General features: G+C 59.6%; 24 protein-coding genes. 18 read left to right on the top strand and 6 right to left on the bottom strand.

Features of this window, described 5'->3' with window-relative positions; translation table 11 throughout:
* The first annotated feature begins 107 nt into the window (after positions 1-107).
* Positions 108-464, top strand: a complete 357-nt coding sequence (locus AB5Y67_RS05275; protein WP_005362699.1) for a hypothetical protein — start codon at positions 108-110, stop codon at positions 462-464.
* A gap of 162 nt (positions 465-626) precedes the next feature.
* On the opposite strand, the gene AB5Y67_RS05270 is transcribed toward AB5Y67_RS05275, so the two are convergent.
* Positions 627-1,073 carry a PACE efflux transporter gene (locus AB5Y67_RS05270; protein WP_005335423.1) on the bottom strand — a complete coding sequence of 149 codons (447 nt, stop codon included), beginning with the start codon at positions 1,071-1,073 and terminating at the stop codon, positions 627-629.
* A 125-nt stretch (positions 1,074-1,198) separates the two neighbouring features.
* Between AB5Y67_RS05270 and AB5Y67_RS05265 the strand changes: the two genes are divergently transcribed.
* On the top strand, positions 1,199-2,080 hold the full coding sequence (locus AB5Y67_RS05265; protein ID WP_005335421.1) for a LysR family transcriptional regulator: 882 nt from the start codon (positions 1,199-1,201) through the stop codon (positions 2,078-2,080).
* 6 nt (positions 2,081-2,086) lie between these two features.
* On the opposite strand, the gene ygfZ is transcribed toward AB5Y67_RS05265, so the two are convergent.
* On the bottom strand, positions 2,087-2,995 hold the full coding sequence (gene ygfZ / locus AB5Y67_RS05260) for a tRNA-modifying protein YgfZ (RefSeq protein WP_162518310.1): 909 nt from the start codon (positions 2,993-2,995) through the stop codon (positions 2,087-2,089).
* Positions 2,996-3,106: 111 nt separating this feature from the next.
* On the opposite strand from ygfZ, the gene AB5Y67_RS05255 reads away from it, so the two are divergent.
* Both AB5Y67_RS05255 and AB5Y67_RS05250 read left to right on the top strand, forming a co-directional pair.
* Positions 3,107-3,376 (top strand): succinate dehydrogenase assembly factor 2, encoded by a 270-nt coding sequence (locus AB5Y67_RS05255; protein ID WP_005335417.1) that lies wholly within the window; start codon positions 3,107-3,109, stop codon positions 3,374-3,376.
* 19 nt (positions 3,377-3,395) lie between these two features.
* Positions 3,396-3,788, top strand: coding sequence for a protein YgfX (locus tag AB5Y67_RS05250; RefSeq protein ID WP_123172441.1), 393 nt, complete (start codon positions 3,396-3,398; stop codon positions 3,786-3,788).
* Between the two features lie 155 nt (positions 3,789-3,943).
* On the opposite strand, the gene nadB is transcribed toward AB5Y67_RS05250, so the two are convergent.
* Positions 3,944-5,551 carry an L-aspartate oxidase gene (gene nadB / locus AB5Y67_RS05245; protein WP_123172442.1) on the bottom strand — a complete coding sequence of 536 codons (1,608 nt, stop codon included), beginning with the start codon at positions 5,549-5,551 and terminating at the stop codon, positions 3,944-3,946.
* 182 nt (positions 5,552-5,733) lie between these two features.
* Here nadB and rpoE point away from each other — a divergent pair, with 182 nt between their 5' ends.
* The 11 genes from rpoE (at position 5,734) to cysQ (ending at position 15,390) form a co-directional block, all read left to right on the top strand.
* The gene (rpoE, locus tag AB5Y67_RS05240) at positions 5,734-6,315 is read left to right on the top strand and encodes an RNA polymerase sigma factor RpoE (RefSeq protein ID WP_005335411.1); all 582 of its coding nucleotides are present in this window, start codon (positions 5,734-5,736) and stop codon (positions 6,313-6,315) included.
* A gap of 22 nt (positions 6,316-6,337) precedes the next feature.
* Positions 6,338-6,940, top strand: a complete 603-nt coding sequence (locus tag AB5Y67_RS05235; protein ID WP_368207579.1) for a sigma-E factor negative regulatory protein — start codon at positions 6,338-6,340, stop codon at positions 6,938-6,940.
* Between the two features lie 21 nt (positions 6,941-6,961).
* Positions 6,962-7,942 carry a MucB/RseB C-terminal domain-containing protein gene (locus AB5Y67_RS05230; protein ID WP_005335407.1) on the top strand — a complete coding sequence of 327 codons (981 nt, stop codon included), beginning with the start codon at positions 6,962-6,964 and terminating at the stop codon, positions 7,940-7,942.
* Between the two features lie 93 nt (positions 7,943-8,035).
* Positions 8,036-8,497 carry a SoxR reducing system RseC family protein gene (locus AB5Y67_RS05225; protein WP_040068038.1) on the top strand — a complete coding sequence of 154 codons (462 nt, stop codon included), beginning with the start codon at positions 8,036-8,038 and terminating at the stop codon, positions 8,495-8,497.
* Positions 8,498-8,613: 116 nt separating this feature from the next.
* The gene (gene lepA / locus AB5Y67_RS05220; RefSeq protein ID WP_005335396.1) at positions 8,614-10,407 is read left to right on the top strand and encodes a translation elongation factor 4; all 1,794 of its coding nucleotides are present in this window, start codon (positions 8,614-8,616) and stop codon (positions 10,405-10,407) included.
* A 3-nt stretch (positions 10,408-10,410) separates the two neighbouring features.
* On the top strand, positions 10,411-11,334 hold the full coding sequence (gene lepB, locus AB5Y67_RS05215; protein ID WP_005335395.1) for a signal peptidase I: 924 nt from the start codon (positions 10,411-10,413) through the stop codon (positions 11,332-11,334).
* Positions 11,335-12,006: a ribonuclease III gene (gene rnc / locus AB5Y67_RS05210; protein WP_005335394.1), complete on the top strand. Its 672-nt coding sequence runs from the start codon at positions 11,335-11,337 to the stop codon at positions 12,004-12,006.
* Entirely contained in the window at positions 12,003-12,902 is a 900-nt protein-coding gene (era, locus tag AB5Y67_RS05205; RefSeq protein ID WP_064341348.1) for a GTPase Era, read from the top strand. Before rnc ends, era begins: the two co-directional genes overlap by 4 nt.
* Complete coding sequence (gene recO / locus AB5Y67_RS05200; RefSeq protein WP_005335391.1) at positions 12,903-13,613, top strand: DNA repair protein RecO; 711 nt, start codon at positions 12,903-12,905, stop codon at positions 13,611-13,613.
* Positions 13,614-13,697: 84 nt separating this feature from the next.
* On the top strand, positions 13,698-14,435 hold the full coding sequence (pdxJ, locus tag AB5Y67_RS05195) for a pyridoxine 5'-phosphate synthase (RefSeq protein WP_005335389.1): 738 nt from the start codon (positions 13,698-13,700) through the stop codon (positions 14,433-14,435).
* Positions 14,436-14,634: 199 nt separating this feature from the next.
* Positions 14,635-15,390, top strand: a complete 756-nt coding sequence (gene cysQ, locus AB5Y67_RS05190; RefSeq protein WP_164461934.1) for a 3'(2'),5'-bisphosphate nucleotidase CysQ — start codon at positions 14,635-14,637, stop codon at positions 15,388-15,390.
* An 80-nt stretch (positions 15,391-15,470) separates the two neighbouring features.
* Here cysQ and AB5Y67_RS05185 read toward each other — a convergent pair whose 3' ends face one another.
* The 3 genes from AB5Y67_RS05185 to AB5Y67_RS05175 all read right to left on the bottom strand — a co-directional run bounded on the left by AB5Y67_RS05185 (position 15,471) and on the right by AB5Y67_RS05175 (position 17,969).
* Complete coding sequence (locus AB5Y67_RS05185; protein WP_005354350.1) at positions 15,471-15,767, bottom strand: YciI family protein; 297 nt, start codon at positions 15,765-15,767, stop codon at positions 15,471-15,473.
* Positions 15,768-15,791: 24 nt separating this feature from the next.
* A complete protein-coding gene (locus tag AB5Y67_RS05180) occupies positions 15,792-16,355 on the bottom strand; it encodes a septation protein A (protein WP_005354349.1) in 564 nt (187 codons plus the stop codon).
* Positions 16,356-16,445: 90 nt separating this feature from the next.
* A complete protein-coding gene (locus tag AB5Y67_RS05175; RefSeq protein ID WP_199428480.1) occupies positions 16,446-17,969 on the bottom strand; it encodes a pyridoxal-dependent decarboxylase in 1,524 nt (507 codons plus the stop codon).
* Between the two features lie 175 nt (positions 17,970-18,144).
* Between AB5Y67_RS05175 and AB5Y67_RS05170 the strand changes: the two genes are divergently transcribed.
* From AB5Y67_RS05170 to AB5Y67_RS05160, 3 genes are all read left to right on the top strand, one after another.
* Positions 18,145-18,780, top strand: coding sequence for a hemolysin III family protein (locus tag AB5Y67_RS05170; protein WP_005335337.1), 636 nt, complete (start codon positions 18,145-18,147; stop codon positions 18,778-18,780).
* 127 nt (positions 18,781-18,907) lie between these two features.
* Entirely contained in the window at positions 18,908-20,569 is a 1,662-nt protein-coding gene (locus tag AB5Y67_RS05165; RefSeq protein ID WP_021229463.1) for a putative transporter, read from the top strand.
* A gap of 231 nt (positions 20,570-20,800) precedes the next feature.
* Positions 20,801-22,653, top strand: a 1,853-nt coding sequence (locus tag AB5Y67_RS05160) for a retention module-containing protein (RefSeq protein WP_199428479.1), incomplete at its 3' end; no start/stop codon positions are given.

The raw sequence follows: 22,653 nt of genomic DNA, 5'->3' as shown, positions 1-22,653 counted from the left end.
GCCATTTGTGAGCCAGCGCTAAAAATTTGTGGGGGGCATGAGATAGACGCTGTCATGGGGACAGGGCAGAATGAGCGGGCTTGTTCCCAATTGACGTAAGGAAATGTATGACCCAACAGAATGAGCAGCAGAGAAACCGCATGTTGAGCCTGCTGCGCGAAGGTGAGCGCCGCATGTTGGTTCAATTGGCCGGGCTGCTGCGCACGACCGCCGATGAAATCAATGCCGAGCTGGAGAAAGAGGAGCTGATGGCCACCCTGGAGCAGCCCATCACGGTGGAGTATCTCAACGGTGTGGTGCAGCACCATCTGTTCGAGCGCAAACACAAGGGAGATATGGCGGTTGCCCAGCAGATCCTGAGCGATTATCAGAGCGAGCTGGAAGCGCTGCAGGCCGCCCAGGCTCAGCCTGAAGAGGCTGCCGCTGCCGACGAGAGTGGCGAAGAGCTCAAGGCCCAGGCTTGAGCGACGGGCAGGCTTGAATCCTTACCTCTGAATCAGCCGGCCTGCCAGCGCTGATCCCTGTTGCGGCCCCATCATGTCTGCCATGATGGGGCCGTGCCGTTTCTTCTGTTGCCTTCCCTTGTTGACCTTCACTTCTCGGTTTCAATCCAACTGATTCGTGCCTTAGCGCGCCTCTTGGGGCATGCCGTGCGGCACTTCGCGGGGAATGGGAAACACCTTGTCATAGCCCCAGTTGTAGACGAAGGCATAGATCAGGTAGAAGACAACGAAGCCCAGATCCAGCACCAGCGCCTCCAGCATGCTGACGCTCAGCCACCAGGACATGACCGGCAGCGCGACGATCAGCAGACCGCCCTCAAAGCCGAAGGTATGCAGCACCCGTTGCCACAGGGTCTTGTGGGTATGGCCCTGATATTTCAGCAGCAGCTTGTCGACCCCGATGTTGTAGATGTAGTTCCAGACGGTGGCCAGCACCGAGAAGAACAGTGCCAGCGGGCCCATATGGTTGAGCCCGACCCCGGTAACCCAGCTGGCCAGCGGGGCGGCAATCAGCAGGCCAATGAATTCAAAGCCAATGGCATGGCGCAGGCGATCGTTACGGGTACGCATAAGTCACTCTCTCAATCAGATTTATTCACGGATTGCTGGTTAATCTATAGATCTTTAGCGATAGATTCATGTTGGTATCCATCGCTAAAATAGATGGATTAGAGAGCTTGCCGGAGGGCCATAAGATGACGCCATCACTGGAACAACTGAGGATCTTGCTGGCGGCCGCCGAAACCGGCTCGTTTTCCGCTGCCGCCCGCAAGCTGGGCAAGGCGCAGTCGGTGGTGAGCAGCGCCATCGCCAATCTGGAGATCGATCTGGCGCTCACCCTGTTTGACCGCAGCGGCCGCTATCCGCAGCTGACGGAGGCGGGGGCCCGCATGGTGCAGGAGGCGGGGATCCTGCTGGCGCAGAGTGAACGATTGCAATCCATTGCCGGGGAGCTGGCGGCCGGGGTGGAGACGCGGCTCACTCTGGCCATCGATGATGACTCCCACCTCCCCTGGCTCGGCACCCTGCTGGAGGAGTTCGCCACTCGTTACCCGACCGTGGAGCTGGAGCTGCTCTTCCCGCTGATGGAAGATGTGACCGAGATGCTGGTGACCGGCCGGGCCCAGCTCGGCATCAGCTATCAGAAGGTGCATCCCCAGCGAGAGATTGTCGCCCATTCGCTGGGGGAGGTGACCATGCCGCTGGTGGTGTCACCGGATCATCCGCTGGCCCGCAAGCAGCCGCTGCGGGAGGTCGATCTGCAGGGGGCACGCCAGCTGATGGTCACCGGCCGACGGGAAGGGAGCGAGCGCCAGCGTTTTCGCATCTCGGCTCAGGTGTGGTGGGTCGAGGGGGATCTCGGGGTGCTGGAGCTGGTCAAGCGGGGCCTTGGCTGGTCCGCCATTCCGGAATTTCTGCTGCATCAACCGCTGAAGCGGGGCGAGGTGGTGGTGCTGGAGCCCGACTTTATCGCCAGCCACGCGCTGGCGCTGGAGTTGCAGTGGCATCGCGCCCGCCCGCTGGGGCAGGCGGGGCGCTGGCTGAAGGAGGCACTGCTGGCGCGCGTGCCTCGCTAGCCGACCTTACTCGGTCAGGGCGTAAGGCAGGGGTTGCAGGGTGAGGCGGGAGCCTTCGTCCTGCTTGAGGCGGAATTGGGCGTCAGCCTCGGTATCTTTCGGCAGTACGGCGGTGAGCCACACCTGCCCGGCCTGTTGCCAGGCGTTGAGCACCATGCCGCTGCGGCGCCAGTTGTCACCCAGTTGCAGCTCCAGGGTATCGCCCGCATTGACCGGCTCACTGGCACTGCCCGCCAGCAGGAACAGGGCGCGGTTGTTGGCGCCGCGATACTTGGCGCGGGCCACCGTCTCCTGCCCCATGTAGCAGCCCTTGTTGAAGCTGATGCCGTCCAGTGCCTGCAGGTTGAGCATCTGCGGGATGAACTCCCCCTGATGCACCGCTTCCATGTGTGGCAGGCCCGCCTTGATCTCGAGCCCCCACCAGAGTGACTCGTCACCTTGCGGCAGGGCGTCGGCTTGCTGATTGCTTACCAGCAGCCAGCGATCCTGTTCAATCTTCACCGCCATGCCGCCGTCGATAAGACCGCTCTGCAGAAGGCCAAACTGCTCGGCGATCCACCCATCGCTGCCCGTACCGGCGATCCCGGTGGCGTGACGCTCATCGGCGGCGATCTCGACCTTGGAGAAGACGGCAAATTTCTTCAGCTCCGGCAGCTGACGCTCAAGTACCGAAGGGCTGGTCAGTAGCAGCAGACTGTCGTCGAGGCAGAGCAGGCGGAAATTGCTCCACAGCTTGCCCTTGGGATCACAGTGGCCGCCCGGGGTCTGTTGCCCCGGTTGCAGGGCGTTGACATCACAGGTGACCTGACCTTGCAGATATTTGGCGCGATCCTGGCCGCTGATACGGGTGATGGCCAGCTTGGTCAGGGGGAAGCGGGTCGGCTCGGCAGGAAAAACAGGTGGTTGCAGGCTCACGATGGTATTCCAGAGAGAAAGTATGTGAGCTGCATGGTAAAGACGTAACTAATGTTTGTCAGCCGGAAAATCCAGCTGGTACCATCCCCCGGTCTTTGTAAGGAGAGTGCCATGTTGAGCCCAGTTGAAAAATCCCGCCTGAAGTGGGCCTGCCGTCGCGGTATGCTCGAGCTGGATGTGATCTTTATGCCCTTTTTCGAACACGAGTTCGACTCCCTGAGCGAAGCCGATCAGCAGACCTTTATCCGCCTGCTGGCGAGCGACGATCCGGATCTGTTCAAATGGTGCATGGGTCATGGTGTCCCTGCCGATCCCGCATTTGCCGCCATGATCCCGATGATCCTGGAGCGCAATCAGGCGCGCCACGACCGCCAGGGGTAATACCGTGGAGCGGGTGATCATGACGGTTCACCCCTCCCGCCATCAGCAATATTTGCTGGTGGCCCTCTTTTTGTTGCTGCTCTGGCCGGTGGCTGGCCTGATTGCCGGTTGGCAGTGGGCACTGTGGCTGCCCGTCTGGTTGGTGTCGCTCTGGCTGAGCTGGCGTGCGCTCGCCGCGCCCCCGTGCGAGCTCGTCTGGGATGGCCAGTGGCTACAGTGGCAAGGTTGCCGCTATCAGCTCGACAAGAAAAGCCGCATTCTGCCCGGCGTGCTCAGGTTGGCGCTTTGTCCCGAGCAGCAAGAGAGTGGAGTTGTGTCGCCACGGCAACTGTGGATCTTCTCCGACGCCCTTCCCCCCGAACATTACCGCCTGCTGGCGCGAGCCATCCACTTTCTGCCGTCTCGGCGCTGACACCTGCTTTCCGTGATGACTATGCGCTGAGTTATCGCGATAAGCTGCTGCAATGTGGCTGGCGGCACTCTTTTTGTGGCTGAAAAGCGGTTGAAAACAAGTGACCCCGCCGGGGCGGGGTCACTGATAGCTGCAACGCTTGGCGGGAAGGGGGATTAATCCCGCTCCGGGGTCAGCACGGTCGGCTTGGAGTCCGGCAGTATATCCGGATGATCCAGGTTGTAGTGCAGGCCGCGAGACTCCTTGCGCTGCAGGGCGCAGTTGACGATAAGCTCGGCTACCTGCAGCAGGTTGCGCAGCTCCAGCAGGTTGTTGGAGACGCGGAAGTTGGCGTAGTACTCCTGCACCTCCTGCTTGAGCAGGTCGATGCGGCGCTTGGCGCGGGCCAGGCGTTTGTTGGTACGCACTATCCCCACGTAGTCCCACATCATCAACCGCAGTTCGTGCCAGTTGTGCTGGATCACTACCAGTTCGTCGGAATCTTCCACCTTGCTCTCGTCCCACACCGGCAGGCGCGGCGGCTCCACACTCATCGGCAGCTTGGCCAGAATGTCGGCCCCCGCCTGATGGGCATAGACCACGCATTCCAGCAGGGAGTTGGAGGCCATACGGTTGGCGCCGTGCAGACCGGTGTAGGTCACTTCACCTATGGCGTAGAGGCCGGGGATATCGGTCTGGCCGTTGTTGTCGATCATCACGCCGCCACAGGTGTAGTGGGCGGCTGGAACGATGGGCATCGGCTCCTTGGTGATGTCGATGCCAACCGCGAGGCAGCGCTCATAAATGGTCGGAAAGTGCTTGATGATGAAGTCGGCCGGTTTGTGGCTGATGTCCAGATACATGCAGTCGGCGCCGAGTCGCTTCATCTCGTGGTCGATGGCGCGGGCGACGATATCGCGCGGCGCCAGCTCGGCCCGCTCGTCAAACTCCGGCATAAAGCGGCTGCCGTCCGGGCGGCGCAGATAGGCCCCCTCGCCACGCAGCGCTTCGGTCAGCAGGAAGTTGGGATCATCGGGGTGGAACAGGCTGGTGGGGTGGAACTGGTTGAATTCCAGGTTTGCCACCCGGCAGCCAGCCCGCCATGCCATGGCGATGCCATCGCCAGAGCTCACATCCGGGTTGGAAGTGTACTGGTAGACCTTGGAGGCGCCACCGGTGGCCAGTGCCACGAAACGGGCGCGGATCACTTCGACCTGCTCGGCGTTGCGGTTCCAGACGTAGGCGCCCAGTACCTTGTTGCCCGGCAGGTTGAGCTTGCGGGTGGTGATGAGGTCGACCGCGTTGAAGCGCTCCATCAACTGGATATTGGGGTGGGCACGAACCTGATCGATCAGGGTGAGCTGCACCGCCTTGCCGGTGGCATCCGCCGCGTGGAAGATGCGGCGATGGCTGTGGCCCCCTTCACGAGTCAGGTGGTACTGGGACTCGCCGTCGGCGTTCTCCTCCTGATCGAAGGGGACCCCTTGCTGAATGAGCCACTGGATGGATTCGCGGGCGTGGCGTGCGGTGAACTCGACCACTGCCGGGTCACACAACCCGGCGCCCGCGTTGAGCGTGTCGCTCACGTGGGATTCGATGCTGTCGGTTTCGTCGAAAACGGCAGCGATGCCTCCTTGCGCATAGAAAGTGGCCCCTTCACTTATGGGCCCCTTGCTCAGAACCAGGACTTTGGCGTGGTCTGCCAATCGCAACGCGAGGGACAAACCAGCGGCACCGCTGCCAATGATCAGTACATCGCAAAGGTATTCAACACTTGCTTTCATAAGTATCATTGGCCTGGATTAAGAACTGGCACCATGGTAGCCCAAGCGAGGGCGAGGATGCAGCCTGCATCACATTTTTTTCAATTGAAGCGAACTTTCTCTGATTCTCCCTGTCTGAACTTGTGCGCTTAGGAAGGGCCGGAAAAGAAAAACGATAACCTGATGGGGGTTTTACGGCTCTGATGAGCGACCAGAATCTACTGGACGAACAGCTGGTTGAACGGGTCCAGCGCGGCGATAAAGCAGCTTTCAACCTGTTGGTAAAAAAATACCAGCATAAGGTGGTCAACCTGGTTGCCAGGTATGTCAACAATCCCGGTGATGTGCCCGATGTGGCGCAAGAGGCCTTTATAAAAGCCTACCGTGCATTGCCGACATTCCGTGGCGAAAGTGCTTTTTACACCTGGTTGTACCGAATTGCCGTGAACACGGCGAAGAATTATCTCACCTCCCAGGGGCGCAGGCCGCCCAGCAGTGATGTGGAGGCTGACGAAGCGGAGTCTTATGGTGGTGGTGAAGCCTTGCAAGAGGTCTCAACCCCCGAAAACCTGGCGCTGACTGACGAGATCAAACGCACCGTGTTTTCAGCCATAGAGGCATTGCCGGAAGACCTGAGGACAGCTATCACCCTTCGCGAACTGGAAGGGCTGAGCTACGAAGAGATTGCCGAAATCATGGATTGCCCAGTGGGTACGGTCAGATCCCGTATCTTCCGGGCGAGGGAAGCAATCGATAAAAAGCTGCAACCTCTGATCGAGAATTAACTGGGGAAAGACGGGTTAACTTATGGCAAATAAAGAGCAAATCTCTGCCCTGATGGATGGTGACCTGAGTGACGCAGAGGTACTGAACGAGCTGGAGATGGACTCCGACTTGCAAGATACCTGGGGTCGTTACCACCTGATCGGCGATGCCATGCGGGGTGACCTGCCGGTCAATCTGCAACTGGATCTCAGTGACAGCATCATGGCTGCGCTGGAGGATGAGCCCACCATACTGGCACCCAAGCCGGTCGAGACGGCTCCCGTGCGGCAACCTGTCGTTGCGCCGGTCAAGACAGATTCCAATGTGGTTCCGTTGTTCCGCCGTGTCGGTCAGCAACTGGGTCAATATGCCATTGCGGCATCCGTGGCCGCTGCCGTTATCTTCGGGGTGCAGCAGTATCAGGGACAGGATGGCGTTCCGGCTAATCCGGTGCTCAATACCATTCCAATCGGTGGCAGTGCGGCGCCGGTGAGTGTTCACTATCCGCAACAGGATGGCGCCCGTGCCCGTCAGCAGGGGCTGACCGAACAGCAGATGCAGGAGCAGCGGGAGCGGATCAACGCCTTCCTGCGTGACCACCAGTTGCAGCAGCGCCTGTTGCAAGACAGACAGATCCAACAATAACGAATTGTCAGGGATACAAACGTGCGCCAGTCCAGCCGTATTTTGCTGGCCTCTCTCCTGCTGATCAGTGCCAAGGCCTCGGCCGACGATAAGTCGGCCGAGGCCTTGTTGCAGCAGATGCAGAGTGCCGTGCAGCAACAGAATTTCGAGTTGTCCATGGTCAAGGCCCGTCAGGGGCGTCTTGAACCGATCCGCATCAGCCATGCCGTGATCAACGGCAAAGAAGTGGCCCACCTCAGTTACCTCGACGGCAAGGCGATCGAGTATCTCCAGCGCCAGAACGAATACACCTTCTTTGAAAACAGCCACGATCCCTACACCCTGAAGGATGCCCGCTTCCCCGGCATCTGGTCGACCCTGGTGAAGATGCCGCTGGCGCAGGTGCTGGAGAGCTATGATCCTGTGCTGGCCGGTCGCAGCCGGGTCGCCGGTGTGGTGGCGCAGGTGGTGAGGCTGGTGCCTAAAGAGGCCGACAAATATGGTTTCGTGCTCTGGATTGACGAGCAGAGCCACTTGCTGCTGCGGATCGACATGGTCGAGCGGGAAGGCAATCTGGTGGAGCAGGTACTTGGTGTCGAACTGGATCTGCAGAGCAAACCGGCCCCCTGGCTGGTGAAGCTGGCCAACAGCAAGCAGCCTCCGGCGCTGGCGCTGGAGGATGCCTATCCGGCGCCGCAACAGCAGTTGAACTGGCAGATCACCTGGCTGCCCGATGGCTTCAAGGTGCTGTCGCAAGATCGGCACCAGCTGGTGACCACCAGTATGCCGGTGGATTACATGATGCTCTCCGATGGGCTGGTGGATCTCTCGGTCTATGTCTCCCGGGTCGATCCCAAGCAGGCGGTGCGCCAGCAGCTGATCCGCCAGGGAGCGACCTCGCTGGTGAGCTACGTCAACGAGGTGGGGGTCGAGATCACCGTGGTCGGCGAGGTGCCTGCCGAAACCGCCAAGCGCATCGCCGAGTCAGTCCAGCCGCTGGCCCGCAACGAAGCGGTGCAGTAACGGGGGATGCGGGGTTTTGCCCCGCTTGCCGAGCGTGGCGAGTCGTGGTCAGATCCCCTGATTGTGTGAACCCGAGGTGTTGCCGTGAATGAGATGAGTGAAGAGCTGGCGACCGTGGTGGCCATTGAGGGTGACCATGCCTGGGTGGAGTGCGAGCGTCGCTCCGCCTGTAGTGGTTGTCAGCAGCAGTCCAACTGCGGTACCGGCACCGTGGCCAAGGCATTTCCCCTGAAAGCTCCCCGCTTGCGAGTCAGGCTGACCGCCGAGGTGCGGGTTGGCCAGCAAGTGAGGCTCGGTATCCCGCAGGAGAGTCTGCTGCGCGGGGCTGCGCTGGTCTACGTGCTGCCGCTGTTCTGTCTGTTGGCCGGCGCCTTGCTGGGGCAGCTCTGGCTGGCGCCGCTGCTCTCGGGCGGGGAGGGGATTACCATTCTCTGCTGCCTGCTGGGGGGCGTGCTGGGCTTTTTACTGGTTCGTTACTTTTCCAACCGCCTGGATCAGGGGCGCTACGGCCCGCAGATGCTCGGCGTTGTCGTTCCTGTCCGCATCCTCCCCTGACTGAACAGGCGCTATTTCACTGGCGCTGGCGACTAAAGAATGGCCGTCAGCCGGGTTATCCAGTAAAATCGCGCCTCCATAACTGACCTTAACTAATTTTGAGTGACTCTTGCTCGATGAAACACATTCGTAACTTTTCGATTATTGCGCACATCGACCACGGTAAATCGACCCTGTCGGACCGTCTGATCCAGACTTGCGGTGGCTTGTCCGACCGCGAGATGCAGGCTCAGGTGCTTGACTCCATGGATCTGGAGCGCGAGCGCGGCATTACCATCAAAGCACAGAGTGTGACCCTGAACTACCAGGCACAAGACGGTAACACCTACCAGCTGAACTTTATCGACACCCCGGGCCACGTGGATTTCTCCTACGAGGTCTCCCGCTCTTTGGCGGCCTGTGAAGGGGCGCTGCTGGTGGTGGATGCCGGCCAGGGGGTTGAGGCACAGACTCTGGCCAACTGCTATACCGCCATGGAAATGGATTTGGAAGTGGTGCCGGTGCTGAACAAGATTGACCTGCCAGCCGCAGAGCCCGAGCGGGTTGCCGAGGAGATCGAAGACATCGTCGGTATCGACGCGGTTGATGCGGTGCGCTGCTCCGCCAAGACCGGCCTGGGTGTTGATCTGGTGCTGGAAGAGATCGTCGCCAAGATCCCGGCACCGGAAGGTGACCCGGATGCCCCGCTGCAGGCGCTGATCATCGACTCCTGGTTCGACTCCTATCTGGGCGTTGTCTCTTTGGTGCGGATCAAGAATGGTTCCCTGAAGAAGAACGACAAGATCAAGGTGATGAGCACCGGTCAGGTGTGGGGTGTCGATCGTATCGGTATCTTCACGCCAAAGCAGGTGGATACCCAGGGGCTGGGCTGTGGCGAGGTAGGTTGGGTTGTCTGCGGTATCAAGGACATCCACGGCGCGCCGGTGGGCGATACCCTGACTCAGGCCAAGAATGGTGCCGACAAGGCGCTGGCTGGCTTCAAGAAGGTGAAGCCGCAGGTTTATGCGGGTCTGTTCCCCATCTCCAGCGATGACTACGAGTCGTTCCGTGACGCCCTCGACAAGCTCTCCCTGAACGATGCCTCCCTGTTCTTCGAACCGGAGAGCTCCACTGCGCTGGGCTTCGGCTTCCGTTGTGGCTTCCTCGGCATGCTGCACATGGAGATCATTCAGGAGCGTCTGGAGCGTGAATACGATCTGGATCTGATCACCACGGCGCCGACCGTAGTGTACGAGATCGAGCTGACTGACGGTTCCACCATCCACATCGACAGCCCGGCCCAGATGCCCGCCATCACCAGCATCAAGGAGATGCGCGAGCCGATCGCCGAGTGTCATATCCTGCTGCCGCAGGAGTACATGGGCAACGTGATCACTCTCTGTATCGAGAAGCGTGGCGTGCAGACCAACATGGTCTATCACGGCAAGCAGGTGGCACTGACCTATGAAATCCCGATGGCGGAAGTGGTGCTCGACTTCTTCGACCGTCTGAAATCCACCAGTCGTGGTTACGCCTCGCTGGACTATGGCTTCAAGCGTTTCGAAACCTCCGACATGGTCCGTCTGGATATCATGATCAACGGTGAGCGCGTCGATGCCCTGGCCATCATCACCCACAAGGACAACGCCCAGTATCGCGGTCGTCAGGTGGTGGAGAAGATGCGCGAGCTGATCCCGCGCCAGATGTTCGATATCGCCATTCAGGCGGCCATCGGCAACCAGATCATCGCTCGCAGCACCGTCAAGGCTCTGCGTAAAGACGTAACCGCCAAGTGCTACGGTGGTGACGTGAGTCGTAAGAAGAAACTGCTGAACAAGCAGAAAGAAGGTAAGAAGCGGATGAAGTCCCTCGGCCGTGTCGACGTGCCGCAGGAAGCCTTCCTCGCGATTCTCCACGTCGGAAAGGATTAATAGATGGCAAGCACGTTTTCCCTGATCCTGGTGGTGGTCTGCGCGATCACCGGTGTTATCTGGTGTCTGGACAAGATGATTTGGTCCAAGCAGCGCGCCGCCAAGATTGCCGTGGCTCGTGCCCATGGCGGTGCCCACCTGGATGAGAAGACCTTGGCCAAGGTGGCCCCCGTGCCGGTCTGGATTGAGCAGACCGCCGGGGTCTTCCCGGTCATCACCTTTGTGCTGATCCTGCGTTCGTTCATTTTTGAACCGTTCCAGATCCCGTCAGGTTCCATGATGCCCACCCTGCTGGTGGGCGACTTCATCCTGGTGGAAAAATTTGCCTATGGTCTGCGGGACCCGGTGACCAACACCAAGTTCCTCGAGACTGGCGAGCCCAAACGTGGCGACGTGGTGGTGTTCAAGTATCCCCTTGAACCGCGCGTTGACTACATCAAGCGGGTCGTCGGCATGCCTGGTGATCGGGTCATCTATCGCAACAAGGAGCTGATGATCCGGCCCAAGTGCGAAGAGCAGGAAGGGAAAACGTGCCCGGGCTTCAAGAAGCTCGACGTCAAGTTTGAACAAAGAGGCGAATTTACCCAGATGGGGATCCCCCTTGACCGCTATACCGAGCAGTTGGGTGATGTCTCCCACGAGACCCTGCGCAATCCACTGATGCCCGACATGGTTGGTCGTTACTATCGCCAGCCCGGCACCTACCCCGACGAGTGGGTGGTACCGGAAGGCCAGTATTTCGTGATGGGCGACAACCGCGACAACAGCACCGATAGCCGCTTCTGGGGCTTTGTGCCCGAACAGAATCTGGTCGGCAAGGCGGTCGCTATCTGGATAAGTTTTGAATTCGAGCGCGAAGAAGGCTCCCTGCTGCCAAGTTGGGTACCGACAGGTGTGCGCTTCAACCGCATTGGCGGAATCAAGTAAATGAATATCAAGATGAACAGACTGCAGTCCCGTCTCGGGCATGTTTTTGCGGATCTGGAACTGCTGACCCGCGCGCTGACTCACCGCAGCGCCGGTTCCCGTCACAATGAGCGACTGGAATTTCTGGGTGACTCCATTTTGAGTCTGGTGATTGCCGACGATCTGTTCCACCGCTTCCCGCAAGCGGCGGAAGGGGATCTCAGCCGGATGCGCGCCACCCTGGTGCGCGAGAAGACCCTGGCCGAACTGGGCCGGGAGTTCGACCTCGGGGATCACTTGATCCTCGGTCCCGGCGAACTCAAGAGCGGCGGTTTTCGCCGCGAATCCATTCTGGCCGATACGGTCGAGGCGGTGATCGGTGCCGTCTATCTGGATACCAATCTTGAGACGGTGCGGACACTGCTGCTGAGCTGGTACGCCAGCCGCCTGGAAGAGATCAAGCCGGGCATCGAGCAGAAAGATCCCAAGACCCGTCTGCAAGAAATTTTGCAGGGAAGCCGCAAATCCCTGCCGACCTACACCGTGACCAACGTCAAGGGCGAGGCCCACAACCAGGAGTTCACCGTCCAGTGTGATGTGGAAGGTCTGGATGGTCCCCTCGTCGGGGTCGGCACCAGCCGTCGCAAGGCCGAACAGGCCGCGGCGCAGCAAGCATTGGAAAAACTGTCATGACAGATACCACCTACTGCGGCTTTGTCGCCATCGTGGGCCGCCCGAATGTGGGCAAGTCCACCCTGCTCAACAAGCTGCTTGGCCAGAAGGTCAGCATCACCTCGAAGAAGCCCCAGACCACCCGTCACCGGATTTTGGGGATCGATACCGAGGAGAACTACCAGACCATCTATGTGGATACCCCTGGTCTGCACATTGAAGAGAAACGGGCCATCAACCGCCTGATGAACCGTGCCGCCACCAGTTCGCTGGGTGATGTGGCCATGGTGGTGTTCATGGTCGACGGTACCCACTGGACCAAAGACGACGAGATGGTGCTGGGCAAGCTGCGCAATCTCAAGTGCCCGGTGGTGCTGGCGGTCAACAAGATTGACAACGTCAAAGAGAAAGAAGATCTGCTGCCCCACCTCGAGTGGCTGGGCCAACAGATGAACTTCGCCCATATTCTGCCCATCAGTGCCGAAAAGGGCACCAACGTGGAGAAGATCCGCGAGTGGGCCAAGGATCTGCTGCCGGAAAACGTCCACTTCTTCCCGGAAGATTACGTGACCGACCGCTCCTCCCGCTTTATGGCCTCCGAAATCATCCGCGAGAAGCTGATGCGCTTCACCGGTGAGGAGCTGCCCTACTCGGTGACGGTGGAGATCGAGCGCTTCAAGGTGGAAGAGAGCGGCCTTTATCACATCCACGGCCTGATCCTGGTCGAGCGCGATGGCCAGAAGAAGATGGTCATCGGCAACAAGGGTGAGAAGATCAAGACCATCGGCACCGAGGCGCGCCTCGACATGGAACGTCTGTTCCAGAACAAGGTGCACCTGGAGCTGTGGGTCAAGGTCAAGTCGGGCTGGGCTGATGATGAGCGCGCCCTGCGCAGCCTCGGGTATGGCGACGACTGATTGCTGACCCCGGCTTTCGTCATCCATAGTCGGCCCTATCGGGAGACCAGCCAGCTGGTCGAGGTCTTCACCCAGGATAGTGGCCGATTTACCCTGGTGGCTCGCGGTTCTCGCGGGCCACGCTCCCCTCTCAAGGGGCTGCTGCAACCCTTTACCCTGCTCACCATCGCCTGGCGCGGCAAGGGGGATCTCAAGAACCTCACCCAGGTCGAGTGCCCCGACCACTCCCTGCGTCTCGGCGGTGATCGCCTCTTCTACGGTCTCTATCTCAACGAGCTGGTCTACTACCTGCTGGAAGCGCACACCCCGTTCCCCGAAGTGTTCGATGCCTATGCCCGTGCCATCATGGCGCTGGCCGATGGCGAGACGCCGGAGCTGCCGCTGCGCCGCTTCGAGTTCCTGCTGCTGCAGGCGCTCGGCTATGCGGTGGATTTCGAATACACGGCGGACGACGAGTCGCCCATCGAGCCGACCTTGCTCTATGGCTTCGAGCGTGAATTGGGCTTTGTTGCTTGCGAGCGGGCGCCGGATCCCCGTACCCTGTTTCTCGGTGCCCACCTGCTGGCCTTCGCCGAGGGACGTTTCGATACTCCGCCCCTGCTGCAGGCGGCCAAGCGTTTCAGCCGGCTGGCCTTGCAACCCTATCTGGGCAAGCGTCAGCTAAAGAGCCGGGAGCTGTTTTTAAAACGCAAAGCCAGCATGCAAGGCTGACACAGATTACAGACATACGGATATTGGCGCGGGGGGATTCGCTGACCGCGCAGTCAACAGATGAAGCTTTTCAAGGAGTTCTCAATGAGTGAAATCTATCTGGGTGTGAACATCGACCATATCGCCACCCTGCGCAACGCCCGTGGCACCCAGTATCCGGATCCGGTACAGGCCGCGTTCGTGGCCGAGCAGGCCGGGGCCGATGGCATTACCGTGCATCTGCGGGAAGATCGTCGCCACATCACCGACCGCGACGTGGAGATCCTGCGTCAGACTATCCAGACCAGAATGAACCTGGAGATGGCGGTGACCGAAGAGATGATCGGCATCGCCTGCCGCATCAAGCCCCACTTCGTCTGTCTGGTGCCGGAGAAGCGCACCGAGGTGACCACCGAGGGCGGTCTGGACGTGGCCGGTCAGCTGGACAAGGTGACTGACGCCGTTGCCCGCCTCTCTGCTGTGGGTGCCCAGGTATCCCTCTTTATCGACGCCGATCCCATCCAGATCGATGCGGCTGCCGAGAGTGGCGCCCCCTTTATCGAGATCCATACCGGCCGTTACGCCGATGCCACCACAGATGCCGAGCGCAACGCCGAGTTCAAGCGCATTGCCGCCGGTGCCTCCTATGCCGCTGGCAAAGGCTTGAAGGTCAATGCCGGTCACGGCCTGCACTACCACAACGTCAAGGCCATCGCCGCCATCCCTGAGCTCTATGAGCTCAACATCGGCCACGCCATCATCGGCCGCGCCGCCTTCGATGGTCTGGCCAAAGCCGTGAGCGATATGCGCCTGCTGATGCAGGAAGCCCGTCAGGGGATCTGACTCACCAGACCGGCGGCCTGAGATAGGCTGCCAAAAATAACAAGGGACGCAGCGGCGTCCTTTGTTATTTCAGGCCCTGTTCAAGCGAGGGCGGCACCCGCGCAGTAATAACCCAGCACAATCGGCTATAAGCAGTTGATGGCAAAAGGGTTACACTTGTTGACCCTGCGAGCTGGACGAGATTGTTATGGCGCATCCCCTGTATCACCCCGAGATCACCGAACTTGAACCTGTCGCCCGCGCGGCGGGAGCGGCCATCATGGCCATCTATAGCCAGCCCTTCGCGGTGGAGTACAAGAGCGACGAGAGCCCGCTCACGGCGGCCGACAAGGGGGCTCATGAGGTGATTGTGCAGGCGCTGGCGCGATTGACCCCAGACATCCCCGTATTGTCAGAGGAGTCGGGCCCCGAGGTGATGGCGGCGCGCCACGGCTGGTCCCGCTACTGGCTGGTGGATCCCCTCGACGGCACCAAGGAGTTTGTCTCCCGCAACGGCGAGTTCACCGTCAATATCGCGCTGATTGAAGAGGGGGCGCCGCGCTGGGGGCTGGTCTATGCCCCAGTGCTGGACAAGCTCTGGTATGGCGGAAAGGGGCTCGGTGCCTGGCGCATCGCCGATGGCAAGCGCGAGCCTATCCAGACCCGGCCTCATCGTGAAGGCGAGGCGTGGCGAGTGGTGGGCAGTCGCAACCACCTGTCGCAGGAGACCCTCGATTTCTTGGCTCCTTTTGGCGAGCTCGAGCTAGTCTCCATGGGCAGTTCGCTGAAGTTCTGCATCATCGCCGAAGGGGGCGCCGAGCTCTATCCGCGCCTCGCACCTACCTGCGAGTGGGACACTGGTGCGGCGCAGGCTGTGCTGGAGGGGGCGGGTGGCAGCGTCACCCAACTCGATGGCTCGTCCCTTGTCTACAACAAGCCCGACATACTTAACCCTTGGTTTGTCGCCAAGGCATAAGCGAGATATCGGGATGCAAAAAGGCCGGGCTGGAATGAACTTCCAGTCCGGCCTTTTTTATTTCGCTATTCGCTTTGCGGTCAGAAGACCTTTTTGAACGGCTTGATGGTCACTTTGGCATAGACGCCAGCTGCCACATAGGGATCGGCATCGGCCCAGGCTTGGGCATCCGCCTGCGAGGCAAACTCGGCGATGACGGTGCTGCCGGTAAAGCCTGCATCAGCCGGATCCTCGGCATCGATAGCCGGGTTGGGGCCGGCGGTCAGCAGGCGACCTTCATCCTGCAGGGCTTGCAGGCGAGCCAGATGGGCAGGGCGAACTTGCTTGCGCAGTGGCAGGCTATCGGGGACATCTTCGGAGTAGATGAGATACCACATGAGACAATCCTTTTCTGATGAGGGTTATTTTTTTGGTTCGTCTTTTTGCTGGGACAACTGCTCGGCAGGGATGTGGCGATAGAGATAGACGCCGCTCAGCAGGGTAAAGACCAGCGTCATCCCCAGTAAGCCGAACACCTTGAAGTTGACCCACATCTCCTGCGGCAGGTTGAACGCCACATAGAGGTTGAGCAGGCCACAGACGGTAAAGAAGCCGACCCAGCCGAGATTGACCTTGTCCCAGACTGCATCGGGTGCCTGCAGCTCCTTGGCCAGCATCTGTTTGATCAGATTCTTGCCAAAGCCGTAGCGGCTGATGAGCAGACCCAGTGCGAACAGCACGTTGATGACAGTCACTTTCCACTTGATGAAGGTGTCATCGTGGAAAAAGACGGTGAGGCCGCCGAAGAAGCCGACCAGCAGGAAGGTAAAGAGCTGCATCTTCTCGACTTTGCGATAGCGGATCCAGCTATAGGCGAGTTGCAGACCGGTGACCACCACCAGTGCGCCGGTAGCCATGTAGATGTCGTAGAACTTGTAGACCGCGAAGAAAACGATAAGTGGAATAAATTCAATAAATTGCTTCATTGTTGGCGCCTAGTCCTCAAAGATGGCCTGCAAATTTTGCCCAGTCTACCTGCACGGTGGACAACGGCAAATGAATAAGACCGCTCATTTTTACGCCGGTTCCGCGCTGTCGCCAAACAGTTGGCGAGCAATGGTGGGCCCCAGTCGCTGCTGATCTGCCAGCAGGTCGCGGATATGGCGCTCTTCAATCAGGGGGTTGAGCAGCACGGCGCGCAGCAGGGTGAGAGGTTGGGTACCGTAGCGCACCACGGCGCGCTGGGTACGGGAGACAAAGCTGTGTCCCTCGGCGCGCTGGGCTTTTTGCAGCGCTACGTTGAAGGCGTTGATCTGCTCGTTGGCTGCTTCATCCAGCACCTTGCCCTGCAGATGGGGCGGGATGCAGCGGTAGGAGAGCAGATTCATCACCGGAGCAGACATCAGCTCGAAGGCCGGATTGCTGGTAATAAGCTCGGCCATCAGTCGGGCCCGGTCGTAGTTGGCCTCGATGAGGTCGGCATAGCCTTGCTGGCCGAAGAGCTGGAAGGCGGCATCCAGATAGAGGGCATTGGCCGGGCGGGTGCCCTCCAGGGTAAAGCGGCCCTGATCGAACGAGGTGGCACGAATGGCGTAGGGGGCCTCCCGCTTGACCGCCATCATCAGGTCGGGCTGGCGGCAGAGCAGCATGCCGGTACCAAGCGGCACCAGCAGTTGCTTGTGGCCATCCAGGGTGACGGTATCGGCCTGCTCTATTCCGGCCAGCAGACCTTGATAGCGGGGGGAGAAGAGGGTCGGGCCACCCCAGGCCGCATCCACGTGGAAGTGGATCTGCTCGCGCTCGGCGATGACCGCCAGCTCAGGCAGGGGGTCGATGGAGCCAAAGTCAGTACTGCCTGCTACGCCGACCAGCGCCAGCACCTTCAATTTCTGCTCTTTGCACTGGATCAGCGCCTGCTCCAGCGCAGCCAGACTGAGCCGGTTCTGCTCGTCGGTCTCGAGGCGCCAGACGCTGCGGGCACCCAGTCCCAGCAGATCCATCCCCTTGTCGAAGGAGTAGTGCATCAGCCGGGAGCCCAGAATGACGGCGCCCCGATAACCCTGCTCATAGAGGGCGAACAGGTTGTCGCCACAGGCGCGGTTGCGAGCCAGCCACAGCGCGGTGACGTTGGCGATGGTGCCGCCGCTGGTCATGACGCCGAGGGCGGCATCCTTGGCATGCATCTGCTCGCCGTAGAAGGCATCGTCCCTGCCATAGATGAGGCGGTGCAGCTTGGCCAGCACCTCCCGCTCCAGAAAGCTGAGCAGGCGGGAGGACTCCATCTTCATCGGATTCTGGTTCAGCATTACCAGCAGGCGCGACAGCTCGGCGGTATAGGCCGGCAGGGGCGCCGTCATATGGCCCATGTAGCGTGGCGAGGTGAGGTGCGAGGCGCCGGGTACCAGAGTAGCCAGCCGCGCCAGATACTCCTCGATAGGTTGGCCGACTGCAGGCATGCGGGATTGATCGAGCTGGTGGGTGAACAGGTCGCGCTGATAGGGGGCCTGACTGTCGTCGGAGTGGTGGAAGCTCTCCAACAAGGTGTTCATCGCCTCGCCAAAGGCGGGATCCGCTTGTGCAAACAGCTCAGTCAACTTCATCAGGTTCTCCAGACCAGGTCACCGGGGTAGGTGTCTATGCCACTTGTCTCGGGCATCGGCGGCAGAGCATACACCAAAGGTTGGCAGGTGACAGCCACTCCATTTTTTAAGCGAACACTTGTACTCCGAAATGGCGCTGGGTAGAGTGAGCCACAGTTATTGTGGAGTCGATGTTATGAGTGGTGTGATGGATTACTCCCCCCGGGAGGAGCTGGCAAACCGGCTGAGTCACGGTGCGGGATTGTTGCTGGGGATTGTCGGGCTGGTGCTGTTGCTCATCAAAGGATGGGGGCAGGGTACGCAGGCGCTGGTGAGTTACAGCCTTTATGGCGGCAGTCTGGTGCTGCTCTATCTCGCCTCGACCCTCTATCACAGCATGGCGGAAGGGCGGGCCAGACGCTGGTGCAAGGTGTTTGATCACTGCGCCATCTATCTGCTGATTGCCGGCACCTATACCCCCTTCCTGCTGGTGGCGCTCGACACGCCGCTGGCGAAGGGGTTGATGGTGGTGATCTGGGCCCTGGCGCTGGCTGGCGTGGTGTTCAAGCTGGTGTTTATCAACCGCTTCAAGAAGTTGTCGCTCTTTACCTACCTGATGTTGGGCTGGCTGTCACTGGTGGTCATCTATCAGCTCTACATCCATCTGGCCGGTGAGGGGCTGCTGCTGCTCGGGCTTGGTGGCCTTATCTACAGCCTCGGGGTCATCTTCTATGTGGCCAAGCAGATCCCCTATAACCATGCCATCTGGCATCTCTTTGTGCTGGGTGGCAGCGTTTGTCACTTTATGGCCATTTACGGTTACGTCGCCTAACGTCTTGCAACTAGCCCTTAATTGGTATTTTTAGCGCGTAAAAGGATAAATTCGTGCGGTATCACACAGTTGGCATCAGCGTTTGCTGACAAGCTAGGGCCAGTTCAATTCGCAAAGGATGCACGAAATGAGTGAAATCGCGCTTTCCATCAGCATGTTGTCGCTGGTGGCAGTGCTAGGACTCTGGCTGGGAAACTGGCGAGTCTATGGCGTTGGCTTGGGAATAGGGGGGGTGCTGTTCGGCGGCATCATAGTGGGTCACTTTGCAGGCGCCTCCGATCTCGCGCTGGATGCACAAACGCTTCACTTTATTCAAGAATTTGGCCTGATCCTGTTTGTCTATACCATCGGCATCCAGGTCGGGCCGGGTTTCTTCTCATCATTGCGCAGCTCGGGTCTCAAACTCAACGCCTTTGCCGCTTTGCTGGTCATCCTTGGCTGCGTGGTGGCCGCTGGCTTGCATCAATTTTTCGATGTGCCGTTGCCGGTCATTCTGGGGGTCTTCTCCGGTGCCGTCACCAATACGCCATCCCTCGGTGCGGGCCAGCAGATCCTGGCCGAGCTGGGCGCCGCGCCCGGTTCTACCGGCCTGATGGGGATGGGCTATGCGGTTGCCTATCCATTTGGCATTTGCGGTATTTTGCTCACCATGTGGTTGGTCAGGGTCTTCTTTCGCATCAAGATCGACGATGAAGCTGCCCAGTTCGAGCTACAAACCGGTAAAACCAAGGAGAGCTTGCAGACCATCAACATCGCGGTGCGCAACCCCAATATGCACGGCCTGATGCTGAGCGAGATCCCGAGTCTCGACGAATCTGATGTCATCTGTTCACGGCTCAAACGGGGCGACGAGCTGATGGTGCCACGGCCAGAATCCCGTATCGAACTGGGTGACTTGTTACATCTGGTGGGTGAGCGCCACGCGCTGCACAAGGTGTTGCTGGTGTTGGGGGAGGAGGTGGAGACCTCGCTCTCGACCCGGGGCACCGATCTGCGCGTCGAGCGGGTTGTGGTGACCAACGAGCAGGTTCTTGGCAAGAAGATCCGCGATCTGGATATCAAACAACGCTATGACGTAGTGATCTCGCGCCTCAACCGTGCCGGTATCGAACTGGTGCCGACCAGTCAGACTAGCCTGCAGTTTGGCGATATTCTCAACCTGGTTGGCCGTCTCGACGCCATCGAAGCGGTGACCAATGTGGTCGGCAACGTGCAGCAAAAACTGCAGCAGGTGCAGATGTTGCCGGTATTTATCGGGATCGGCCTTGGCGTATTGCTCGGTTCCATCCCCTTCTACCTGCCCGGTTTCCCGGCCGCTCTCAAATTGGGTCTGGCGGGTGGGCCGCTGGTGGTGGCGCTGATCCTGTCGCGGATCGGCAGCATCGGCAAGCTCTACTGGTTCATGCCCCCCAGTGCCAACCTGGCGCTGCGGGAGATCGGCATTGTACTGTTTCTGGCGGTGGTCGGATTCAAGTCCGGTGCCGGCTTCGTCGATACCCTGATCAACGGCGATGGTCCAGCCTGGATGCTCTATGGTATGGCGATCACCCTGATCCCGCTGCTGGTGGTCGGTGTGCTGGCGCGCCTCTACGGCAAGATGAACTATCTGACCCTGTGCGGTTTGCTGGCCGGCTCCATGACTGATCCTCCCGCGCTGGCCTTTGCCAACGCCATGCACCCGACCAGTGGCGCCAGTGCGCTCTCATACGCCACTGTCTACCCGCTGGTGATGTTCCTGCGGATCATCTCGCCACAGCTGCTGGCTATCATCCTCTGGGCGGGTGTATAGGGTTAATCCTGACGGGAGCATGCTTTGTCATGCTCCTGTCATTACTCTGTAATTTATTGATAATTTTGGTTTTTGCCATTCTCGCAACCTCGTTTTATACACTTCTGTCTGGCTGAACAGTTCAGCCTCAAATCGGTCTATCCTTTCGAATTTTCGAGCTGGTTATTTTTCCCCTCAGTCTGCAAAGTAGGCTGTGGCTTATTGCATTCAAATCAGGATTCAGGAGAGAACATGATCACCAATGCCGTTACCTTGGAACAGGGCGTAACCGTAACCCAACTTAAAGGACAAATTTATCTGGTTGCCGCAGATGGCAGCCGGAAGCTGTTGGCTGAAGGTGATGTGCTGCCAAAAGGGGCGGTGATCATGTCGCCGGATGGCGCCAGTTTCATGGGCGGCGGACAGTCGTTCAATGTGCAACCAGCCAGCGAGCAGAGTGAGCCTGCCGAAGAGGGGGATGCTCCCCAGCTGGCACAAAACGGCGCTGCAGGTACTCCTGATGATATCAGTGCCCTGCAACAGGCCATTTTGGGCGGCGCGGACCCGACCCAGGCCTTTGAAGCCTCTGCAGCAGGCGGTGCACCTGCCGCCGGTGGTGGCGGTATTGGGGGCGTCGCCGGTGCCAGTGGCAACGGCGGTTTTGTCACCATCGACCGTACCGGTTCCGCAACCATTGCTGAAGCCACTTTCGATACCACCTACAACACCAATGGCGAGCCACCGCTGGGTGCTGCTGGCGAAGATGAAGTATTCGACCTTACGCCGCCCACCATTTCCGTGGTTGCGCCAGATAACACCAATGACACGACTCCGACCCTGACCGGGACCACGGATGCTCCTGCTGGCAGCACCGTAACCTTGCTGGTCACCGATGCAAACGGTAATCAACAAACCCTGACCGCTATCGTCACACCCAGCGGTACCTTCACCGTGGATGTGGTCACCCCATTGGCCGAGGGCACCTATACCGTCACTGCCACTGTGACCGATCCTGCGGGGAATACCGGCAGTGCGACTGATGATGGCAGCGTTGACAGTACAGCACCTTCCGCTCCCCAGGTCGAAATCCAGGATGGGGCAGATAATGTCATCTCCGCTAATGAGCGTGAAACCGGAGTGGGTGTCATTATCCGTTTACCGGGTGATGCCAAGGTCGGTGATCGTCTCGATGTTGACTGGAATGGTGATGGAGTGACTGATTCCAGCAAGATTCTGACAGCCGATGATATCGGCCGTACTCAGGTTACTTTGACCATTCCCACCACGGATCTGCCTGTCAATGGCCCGATCACGGTGGATGCCACTCTGACCGACTCTGTGGGTAACACCTCACCCAAGGGGACCGACAATAGCGTGGTGAATGCTGCGCCCCTGCCGGGTGACGACCAGTTCACCGTGGCGGAGGACGGCACCGTCACCATCAATGTGCTTGGCAACGACACGGATGCGGATGGCGATCGCCTCACCATTACCGCTATCAACGGCCAGACCATTGCCGAAGGCGGCACGGTAGCGATCAGCAATGGTTCCGTCACCTTGAGCAATGGCCAGCTGATCTTTACGCCAGCCCCTGATTTCAACGGTGATATCTCTTTTGAATACACCATTACCGATGGTGTGAACAGCTCGACAGGCGGTGTGACCGGGACTGTTACTCCGGTCAACGACGCAGCCATCATCACGGGTGACGACATCGGCACTGTGACTGAAGATGCCAGCCCAGATGTACTGACCGATACCGGCGTGTTGACCGTGACCGACGTGGACAGCGCCGACGAGGTGGCGTTCATGACCGACGCGGCTAGCATCACCGCGAGCGCCGGGGCACTGGGCACCCTGACCATCGATGCCGATGGCAAGTGGACCTACAACGTCGACAACAGCAAGGTGCAGTACCTGGGCAAGGATGAAACCAAGGTCGAGACCTTTGTGGTCAAGTCCGTGGATGGCACCGCGCACACCGTGACCATCACCATCAACGGCACCGACGACGTGCCGACGCTGACGCCGGATGTGGGCAGCGTGACCGAGGACCGCAATGTCCAGCCGGGCAACCTGCTGCAAGCCAGCGGTACGCTGGCGGC

The organism is Aeromonas sp. s12, from assembly GCF_040907925.1.
GTDB classification, from domain to species: Bacteria; Pseudomonadota; Gammaproteobacteria; order Enterobacterales; family Aeromonadaceae; genus Aeromonas; species Aeromonas veronii.
This window is presented reverse-complemented; position numbering and strand designations above follow the sequence as displayed.

What these genes read in the sequence shown, in the direction of transcription:
- AB5Y67_RS05225 (WP_040068038.1), top strand. Translation starts at nt 8,036, where the DNA reads ATGAGTGAAGAGCTGGCGACCGTGGTGGCCATTGAGGGTGACCATGCC.
- AB5Y67_RS05250 (WP_123172441.1), top strand. Translation starts at nt 3,396, where the DNA reads ATGACGGTTCACCCCTCCCGCCATCAGCAATATTTGCTGGTGGCCCTC.
- AB5Y67_RS05180 (WP_005354349.1), bottom strand. Translation starts at nt 16,355, where the DNA reads ATGAAGCAATTTATTGAATTTATTCCACTTATCGTTTTCTTCGCGGTC.
- AB5Y67_RS05255 (WP_005335417.1), top strand. Translation starts at nt 3,107, where the DNA reads ATGTTGAGCCCAGTTGAAAAATCCCGCCTGAAGTGGGCCTGCCGTCGC.
- AB5Y67_RS05265 (WP_005335421.1), top strand. Translation starts at nt 1,199, where the DNA reads ATGACGCCATCACTGGAACAACTGAGGATCTTGCTGGCGGCCGCCGAA.
- lepA (WP_005335396.1), top strand. Translation starts at nt 8,614, where the DNA reads ATGAAACACATTCGTAACTTTTCGATTATTGCGCACATCGACCACGGT.
- lepB (WP_005335395.1), top strand. Translation starts at nt 10,411, where the DNA reads ATGGCAAGCACGTTTTCCCTGATCCTGGTGGTGGTCTGCGCGATCACC.
- AB5Y67_RS05165 (WP_021229463.1), top strand. Translation starts at nt 18,908, where the DNA reads ATGAGTGAAATCGCGCTTTCCATCAGCATGTTGTCGCTGGTGGCAGTG.
- AB5Y67_RS05235 (WP_368207579.1), top strand. Translation starts at nt 6,338, where the DNA reads ATGGCAAATAAAGAGCAAATCTCTGCCCTGATGGATGGTGACCTGAGT.
- AB5Y67_RS05170 (WP_005335337.1), top strand. Translation starts at nt 18,145, where the DNA reads ATGAGTGGTGTGATGGATTACTCCCCCCGGGAGGAGCTGGCAAACCGG.
- nadB (WP_123172442.1), bottom strand. Translation starts at nt 5,551, where the DNA reads ATGAAAGCAAGTGTTGAATACCTTTGCGATGTACTGATCATTGGCAGC.
- pdxJ (WP_005335389.1), top strand. Translation starts at nt 13,698, where the DNA reads ATGAGTGAAATCTATCTGGGTGTGAACATCGACCATATCGCCACCCTG.
- rpoE (WP_005335411.1), top strand. Translation starts at nt 5,734, where the DNA reads ATGAGCGACCAGAATCTACTGGACGAACAGCTGGTTGAACGGGTCCAG.
- era (WP_064341348.1), top strand. Translation starts at nt 12,003, where the DNA reads ATGACAGATACCACCTACTGCGGCTTTGTCGCCATCGTGGGCCGCCCG.
- AB5Y67_RS05275 (WP_005362699.1), top strand. Translation starts at nt 108, where the DNA reads ATGACCCAACAGAATGAGCAGCAGAGAAACCGCATGTTGAGCCTGCTG.
- rnc (WP_005335394.1), top strand. Translation starts at nt 11,335, where the DNA reads ATGAATATCAAGATGAACAGACTGCAGTCCCGTCTCGGGCATGTTTTT.
- AB5Y67_RS05270 (WP_005335423.1), bottom strand. Translation starts at nt 1,073, where the DNA reads ATGCGTACCCGTAACGATCGCCTGCGCCATGCCATTGGCTTTGAATTC.
- AB5Y67_RS05185 (WP_005354350.1), bottom strand. Translation starts at nt 15,767, where the DNA reads ATGTGGTATCTCATCTACTCCGAAGATGTCCCCGATAGCCTGCCACTG.
- AB5Y67_RS05175 (WP_199428480.1), bottom strand. Translation starts at nt 17,969, where the DNA reads ATGAAGTTGACTGAGCTGTTTGCACAAGCGGATCCCGCCTTTGGCGAG.